The 6077-nt window shown below is 63.7% G+C and carries 6 protein-coding genes; 5 read left to right on the forward strand and 1 reads right to left on the reverse strand.

Features of this window, described 5'->3' with window-relative positions:
- The 3 genes from EOA29_RS21920 to EOA29_RS21930 form a co-directional block, all read left to right on the forward strand.
- The coding region (locus EOA29_RS21920; protein WP_245468509.1) for an asparagine synthase-related protein at positions 1–343 on the forward strand (343 nt) is incomplete at its 5' end.
- Positions 340–1329, forward strand: a complete 990-nt coding sequence (locus tag EOA29_RS21925; RefSeq protein WP_245468510.1) for a serine kinase — start codon at positions 340–342, stop codon at positions 1327–1329. The genes EOA29_RS21920 and EOA29_RS21925, both read left to right, overlap by 4 nt.
- Positions 1330–1337: 8 nt before the next feature.
- Positions 1338–3248 carry an ABC transporter ATP-binding protein gene (locus EOA29_RS21930; protein ID WP_126090566.1) on the forward strand — a complete coding sequence of 637 codons (1911 nt, stop codon included), beginning with the start codon at positions 1338–1340 and terminating at the stop codon, positions 3246–3248.
- Here the strand turns inward: EOA29_RS21930 and EOA29_RS21935 are convergent.
- Positions 3219–3485, reverse strand: a complete 267-nt coding sequence (locus EOA29_RS21935; RefSeq protein ID WP_126090567.1) for an exopolysaccharide production repressor exox — start codon at positions 3483–3485, stop codon at positions 3219–3221. The genes EOA29_RS21930 and EOA29_RS21935 overlap by 30 nt on opposite strands.
- Before the next feature lie 605 nt (positions 3486–4090).
- On the opposite strand from EOA29_RS21935, the gene EOA29_RS21940 reads away from it, so the two are divergent.
- Positions 4091–4768: a sugar transferase gene (locus EOA29_RS21940; protein WP_126090568.1), complete on the forward strand. Its 678-nt coding sequence runs from the start codon at positions 4091–4093 to the stop codon at positions 4766–4768.
- Between the two features lie 173 nt (positions 4769–4941).
- The coding region (locus tag EOA29_RS21945) for a polysaccharide biosynthesis/export family protein (protein WP_348628912.1) at positions 4942–6077 on the forward strand (1136 nt) is incomplete at its 3' end.

Genomic DNA, 6077 nt, shown 5'->3' on the forward strand with positions numbered 1-6077 from the left:
CGGCGCGGAAAAGCTGCATAACGGCTTCGGCCGCTACGTGCTGCGCCGGGCGATGGAGGGCGTGCTGCCGCCGGCGGTGCAGTGGCGGCGGGACAAGATCGATTTCACCGCCAACCTGGTCAAGGGCATGCTTGGCCACCATCGCGACCTGATGGACGCGATGCTGGTGTCGGATGGCGATCGCATCGCGCCCTACGTCAACCTGGGCGAGGTCAACGCCGCCTATGCGCGGCTGCTCGATAAGCCGGACGAGGCCGCGCCGCTCGATGTGCAATATGTCTGGCGCTCGATCTCGCTGTCGCTCTGGCTGCGGCAGATCCAGCCGGCGAGGAACCCGGCATGAATGTTTCAGCCGCCGCGCCGGCCACCGGGCCAGAAACCGATGCTGGACCCGAAGCCCGGCGCGGGCGCATCCGCCGATTCTACAAGGCCTATGGCCTGACGATCGGCTCGGATGTGGCGTTGCGGGAACTGCAGCCAGCCGCGCCCACGGCACCCGATATCGTGATCGCCGTCGGGCCGGTCGACTTTGCCAGGCCCGCCACGGAAGGCGGAACCGCCTTCCGCTTCGAGCCGACGCGCCAATATCTGTCCTGGCAAGCCGTCGGCACCTTCCTGATCAGCGATGCTTCCAGGATCGATGTCGATCCGGCGCCGGGCGTCGACGATCCGCTGCTGGCCTTCCCGCTCCTGGGTCCGGTGCTGGCGCTCGCCCTACATCAGCGCGGCTTGCTGGTCCTGCATGCCAGCGCGATCGCCGTGGGTTGCCAAAGCGTGATCTTCATGGGCGACAAGGGCGCCGGCAAGTCGACCACGGCGGGCGCGATGATCCGCGCCGGTCACCTTCTGCTTACCGACGATGTCGTGGCGCTTGACCTGTCCGATCCAAGCCAACCGATGATCCTGCCCGGTTTCCCGCAGCTCAAGCTTGCAACGGATGCCGCCGACGCCATCAGGATCGGACAAGCGGAGGTGCGGCCGCAGGTGCATCCGCAGATCGACAAGGCGCAGCATCGTTTGCATGACGGATTTGCCCGCGAAGCCGTGCCGGCGGCCCGGATCTATGTGCTGGAGCGCGGCGAGCGGGCGGCGATCACTCCGCTGCCGGGCGCCGGCGCCCTGCCGGCGATCATCAAGTTCTCCTACGTCACCCGGTTCGGCCGGCAGGCGCTGGTTGCCGATTTCGCATCCATGCATCTCAGCCAATGCGCGCAGCTTGCCGCCAAAACAGGCGTCCGCCGGCTCGATGTGCCGGCAGGCCTGGAACGGATCGGCGAGGCTGTCGCCTTGATCGAGAACGACGTGACGGCCGACACGCAGGCAAGGTGAGCAGAGGCATGGCCTGGTCCTCGAAATGTCGCCTCTCCGTTTTCCGGGACGTCGCCGGCTTCGGCGCCGTGATGGCGCATCTCGGCGGCCGACGCACGCTGACGGCACTGGCCTTCCTCATCCTGGGAAGCCTGACCGAGGGCCTTTCGATCCTGCTGCTCATCCCGCTCCTGCATCTGATCGGCAATGCCGACGAGGATTTCGCCGTGCGGGTGCCGGGCGCCCTGCAATGGCTTGTGCCCGCCGGAGCGCTGTCGCTGGCGACGGTGCTCTGCCTGCTCGTCGGACTGGTGGCGCTGCAGGCGATGTTCACCCGCTTCAAGTCGCTCTATATGGCGCGGCTGCTCTACGACTTCGTCAACCGCGTGCGCATGAACCTGTTCGAGAGCATCGGCAAGGCGCGCTGGGGGGTCTTCACCCGCATGCGCGGCTCCGATCTCGACCACGCGCTGACCGGCGACATCGACAGGGTGCAGGCGGCCGCCTTCTCGCTGCTGATGCTTGCCCAGACGACGCTGCTGCTCGCGGGCTATCTCGTGGTGTCGCTGTTCATCTCGCCGGTGATGACGTCCTTCGCCATCCTCGTCGGCGTGCTGTTGTTCGTTGCCCTGCAGCCCTTCCGTGCCCGCGCCACCGCATACGGCCGCGTGCTGACCGGCAGCCGCCAGGATCAGTACCGCACGGTCTCGGAGTTCCTTGGCGGCATCAAGGTGGCCAAGAGCCTGAACGTCGAGGCCAGCTATTTCGCGCAGCTCCGCGCGACGCTGGAGAAGATGAAGGCGGACAACATCGCCTATGTCCGCAACAGCACCATCGGCACCGCGCTGTTCCAGGTTGCGAGCGTGATCGGCCTCAGCCTGTTCATCTACATCGCGCTGGTGCGCTTCCACCTGTCGCTTGCCGAAATCGTCGTGCTGCTCTTGGTCTTCATGCGGGTCGCGCCGCGCTTCATGGATATGCAGACGCAGGCGCAGCAGGTGCTGATCAATCTGCCGGCATACACCGCCATGCAGGCCCTGCAGGCGCGCTTCGATGCGGAGCGCGAGACGGAGCCGGGCGATACCGCACAGGGCGCCAGGCTTTCGCTCGATACCGGCCTCGACATTCGCGACGTCTCGTTCGTTTATGGCGACCGCGATGGAGGGGGCGACGGAAGGCCGGTGGTGAGCGGTATCACCTTCGGCCTTCCCGCCGGCAAGGTGACGGCCCTGATCGGGCCGTCCGGCTCGGGCAAAAGCACGATCGCCGACATGCTGCTTGGGCTGCTCGAGCCGACCTCCGGCATGATCCTGGCGGACGGCGTCGAGATCACCGCCAAGAACCGACGGACCTGGCGCGATCAGGTGGCCTACGTGCCGCAGGACGTGTTCCTGCTGCACGGCACGATCGCCGCCAATTTGCGCCTTGCGGCGCCGCGGGCCGGCGAAGCGGAGCTTTGGGCGGCGCTGCGCAAGGCGCATGCGGCCGACTTCGTCGAGCGGCTCGACCTGCGGCTTGAAACCGTGGTGGGCGACCGCGGCGTCCGGCTCTCGGGCGGGGAACGCCAGCGCATCGCGCTGGCGCGGGCGCTGCTGCGCAGGCCTTCGCTGCTCATCCTCGACGAGGCGACGAGCGCGCTGGACTGGCAGAACCAATCGCTGATCGCCCAATCCATCGACGGGTTGCGCGGCCAGATGACGATCCTCACCATCGCGCACCGACCGTCGATGATCGCCTTCGCCGACTGGGTCGTGGCCATCGAGAACGGGCATATCGTCGAAGTCGGGCAATATCAGCGGCTGAAAGCAAAGTCCGGCAGCCGGCTGGCCAGAATGCTCTCCGGCGAGCGAGCCGAGCCGGAAACCGCAACACCGGCGGACGATGCGCCGGTCCCGGCGCAGGCCGAAAGATCAGCGGAGGCTGCCGCGCCTGGCGGTTAGATTTTCGCCCTCGGCCACCTTGACGCCCCGCTCGGCTTCACGCGGCTTGTCAGCGGTCGTCGGGGTGCTTCTGACGATCATGGCATAGACCAGAAGGAAATAGCCCGCCTGAATGATCACCGCGCATATGACGGCACGCATGATGATGGTGCCGAGCGAGGCTCCATCGAAATAGGACCAGCCGATCACGATCGCGAGTGCGAACATCATGCCGACGATGAATTTTGGCAAAGACATGATCGTCGGCCTCAACCGATACGAGCATGCAAAAGCTGCGACTTACCCACCCGCGTAACTCCCCGTTCCGCCAAAAAGCTATTTCTGGCTGCCCAATTCGACCGGTTGCTTCCGGCCTTCCTAACCCGCGTAGACTATGACAGAAACAATTTGCGACTCTATTAAGGCGGGGGTCCCGCGACAAGGCCAACCACAAATAATATCCAATGATTTCGCAGGATCGACTCTGCCATGCTGCGACGCACACGGCTGCGCCGACACCTACGCAAATGACCGAATCGGGCGCCAGTAGAACCTAAAATATTAATTAGTATTTAATGCGAATAACTTACCTGAGCGAGTGATTCTCGCGTCATGCAACCACCGCTCTCCTGCAGCAAAGAACGCGCTGTCCAAAAATGGCCTAAAAACGGCACTACATTTCCTGAAATTTCTCTGATCTTGTCATAAACACGCCACAAAGGCGAAAATTTGGGCATGGTACGTTTATTATTTAGTCAATTCATGACGCGAACATTTCACGCAGATGAGAAATTGTGTGTTGCGCTGCAGCATTTTTTTGATATCGTGCCATAAACCATTCGTTCAACGTATGGAGCTTTTGCATGAGGGACGTCGCCAAGTCGGCCAATGCGGGTTTTGCGCAGGCTGGCATTGATTTTCCACCCCCCATCGGCGGTCTGCTCAAACGCAGTTTCGATATCGTCGGTTCCCTGGCCGGTCTGGTTCTGCTCAGCCCGCTCTTCCTGATGGTCGCGCTGCTGGTCAAGCTTTCCGACCGCGGCCCGATCTTCTATGGCCACAAGCGAATCGGTCGCGGCGGCAGGATCTTCGCCTGTCTCAAGTTCCGCACCATGGTCCAGGACGGCGAGCGGGTGCTCGCCGCGCATCTGGCCGCCAATCCGGACGCCAATGCCGAATGGCTCGCGACGCGCAAGCTGAAGAACGATCCGCGCGTGACGCGAGTCGGCCAGGTGCTGAGGAAGCTCAGCCTCGACGAGCTGCCGCAGATCATCAATATCCTGCAGGGCGATATGAGCCTCGTCGGCCCGCGCCCTGTGGTTCGTGACGAGCTCGAGATCTATGGCAGCGCAGCCGTCTACTATCTGAAGTCGCGCCCCGGTCTCACCGGGCTGTGGCAGGTCAGCGGACGCAACGATGTGTCCTACGACACGCGCGTCGCCTTCGACCGCCACTATGTCGAGAACTGGTCGATGGTCGAGGACATTCGCATCATCGTCAAGACCGTGCCTGCCGTGTGGATGTCGCGCGGCAGCTATTGACCGACGGGCCTGCCCCGCCGAACTCGGGGCAGGCATCCGGCAGTGATCTCATCGGGCGGATGGGGCCAAAGCGGATCGGAAACGTTCATTTGAAAAAACACACCTTCGGACTGCCTTTCGCCTGCAGTCTTCTTTCCAGGGCGCCCAGCCGATTCGCGGCTGTGGCGCTTATGATGTCTCTCCTGACGCCGCAGATGGCAGCGGCCGAAGACTATCGTCTCGGCCCGCAGGACAAGCTCAACATCCGCGTCGCCGAATGGCAGACGGTCGACGGCACGTTCCGTGACTGGTCGGCGCTCAACGGCGACTATACGGTCGGCCCTGCCGGAATGCTTTCGGTGCCCTTCGTCGGCGAGATGCAAGCGGCCGGCAAGACGACGTCGGAAATCGCGGCGGCGATCGGGGTTGCCCTGCAGCGCAAGCTGGCGCTGCCCGACAAGCCCGAAGCCTCGGTGGAAATGGCGCAGTTCCGGCCGTTCTACATCTCAGGCGAGGTGCAGAACCCCGGCCAGTTCCCCTATGTGCCCGACCTGACGGTGCTGAAGGCGCTCAGCATCGCCGGCGGCATCCGGCACAGTGCCGACTACGGCCCTCAGCTCGGCAAGGACCTGGTCACGGCCAAGGGTAGTTTCGACATCTATGACGACCAGCGGCTGCGGCTGCTCATCAAGCGTGCCCGCATCGATGCCGAGCTCGCCGGCAAGGAGAGCTTCGACGTGCCGAAAGAGGTGGAGGGCGACCCGCGCGTGCAGGCGATAGCCTCTGATGAAATGCAGATCCTCACTGCCGACCAGAAGGCGCTGAAGCTGAAGCTGGACGCACTCGACGACCTGAAAGGCGTTCTGCAGGGTGAAGTCGAATCGCTGCAGAAGAAGATCGCCAACCAGCAGCAGCAGGTGGATCTCGCGCAGCAGCAGCTCACCAGCATCGGCCCGTTGGCGCAGAAGGGCCTGGTCGCCAATGCGCGGCTGCTCGATTCGAAACAATCGGTGGCCGACCTGCAGGGTAAGATCCTGGACTATGAAACGGCCATCCTCACCGCCAAGCAGTCGATCAGCAAGGCCGAGCAGGACGCCATCGATGCCCGCAATACGCTCAACTCCAACCTGGCTGCCAGCCGGCAGCAGGCCGAAGCGGACCTCAACGAAGCGACGCTGAGGACTGCAATGCAGAAGGGCCTGATCGCCCAGGCGACGGATCCAGCGACGGCGGCCGCCATGACCAGCAGCAGCGGAGAACCGACTTTGCTCTACTCGCTGGTGCGCGTCGCCGACGGCAAAACCAGCGAGGTCGACGCCAAGGAAGACAC

The organism is Mesorhizobium sp. M1E.F.Ca.ET.063.01.1.1 (genome assembly GCF_003998155.1).
Taxonomy (GTDB): domain Bacteria; phylum Pseudomonadota; class Alphaproteobacteria; order Rhizobiales; family Rhizobiaceae; genus Mesorhizobium.

Excerpts from the sequence above, each read along its gene's own strand:
- EOA29_RS21935 (WP_126090567.1), bottom strand. The coding sequence starts at position 3,485 with ATGTCTTTGCCAAAATTCATCGTCGGCATGATGTTCGCACTCGCGATC.
- EOA29_RS21930 (WP_126090566.1), top strand. The coding sequence starts at position 1,338 with ATGGCCTGGTCCTCGAAATGTCGCCTCTCCGTTTTCCGGGACGTCGCC.
- EOA29_RS21925 (WP_245468510.1), top strand. The coding sequence starts at position 340 with ATGAATGTTTCAGCCGCCGCGCCGGCCACCGGGCCAGAAACCGATGCT.
- EOA29_RS21940 (WP_126090568.1), top strand. The coding sequence starts at position 4,091 with ATGAGGGACGTCGCCAAGTCGGCCAATGCGGGTTTTGCGCAGGCTGGC.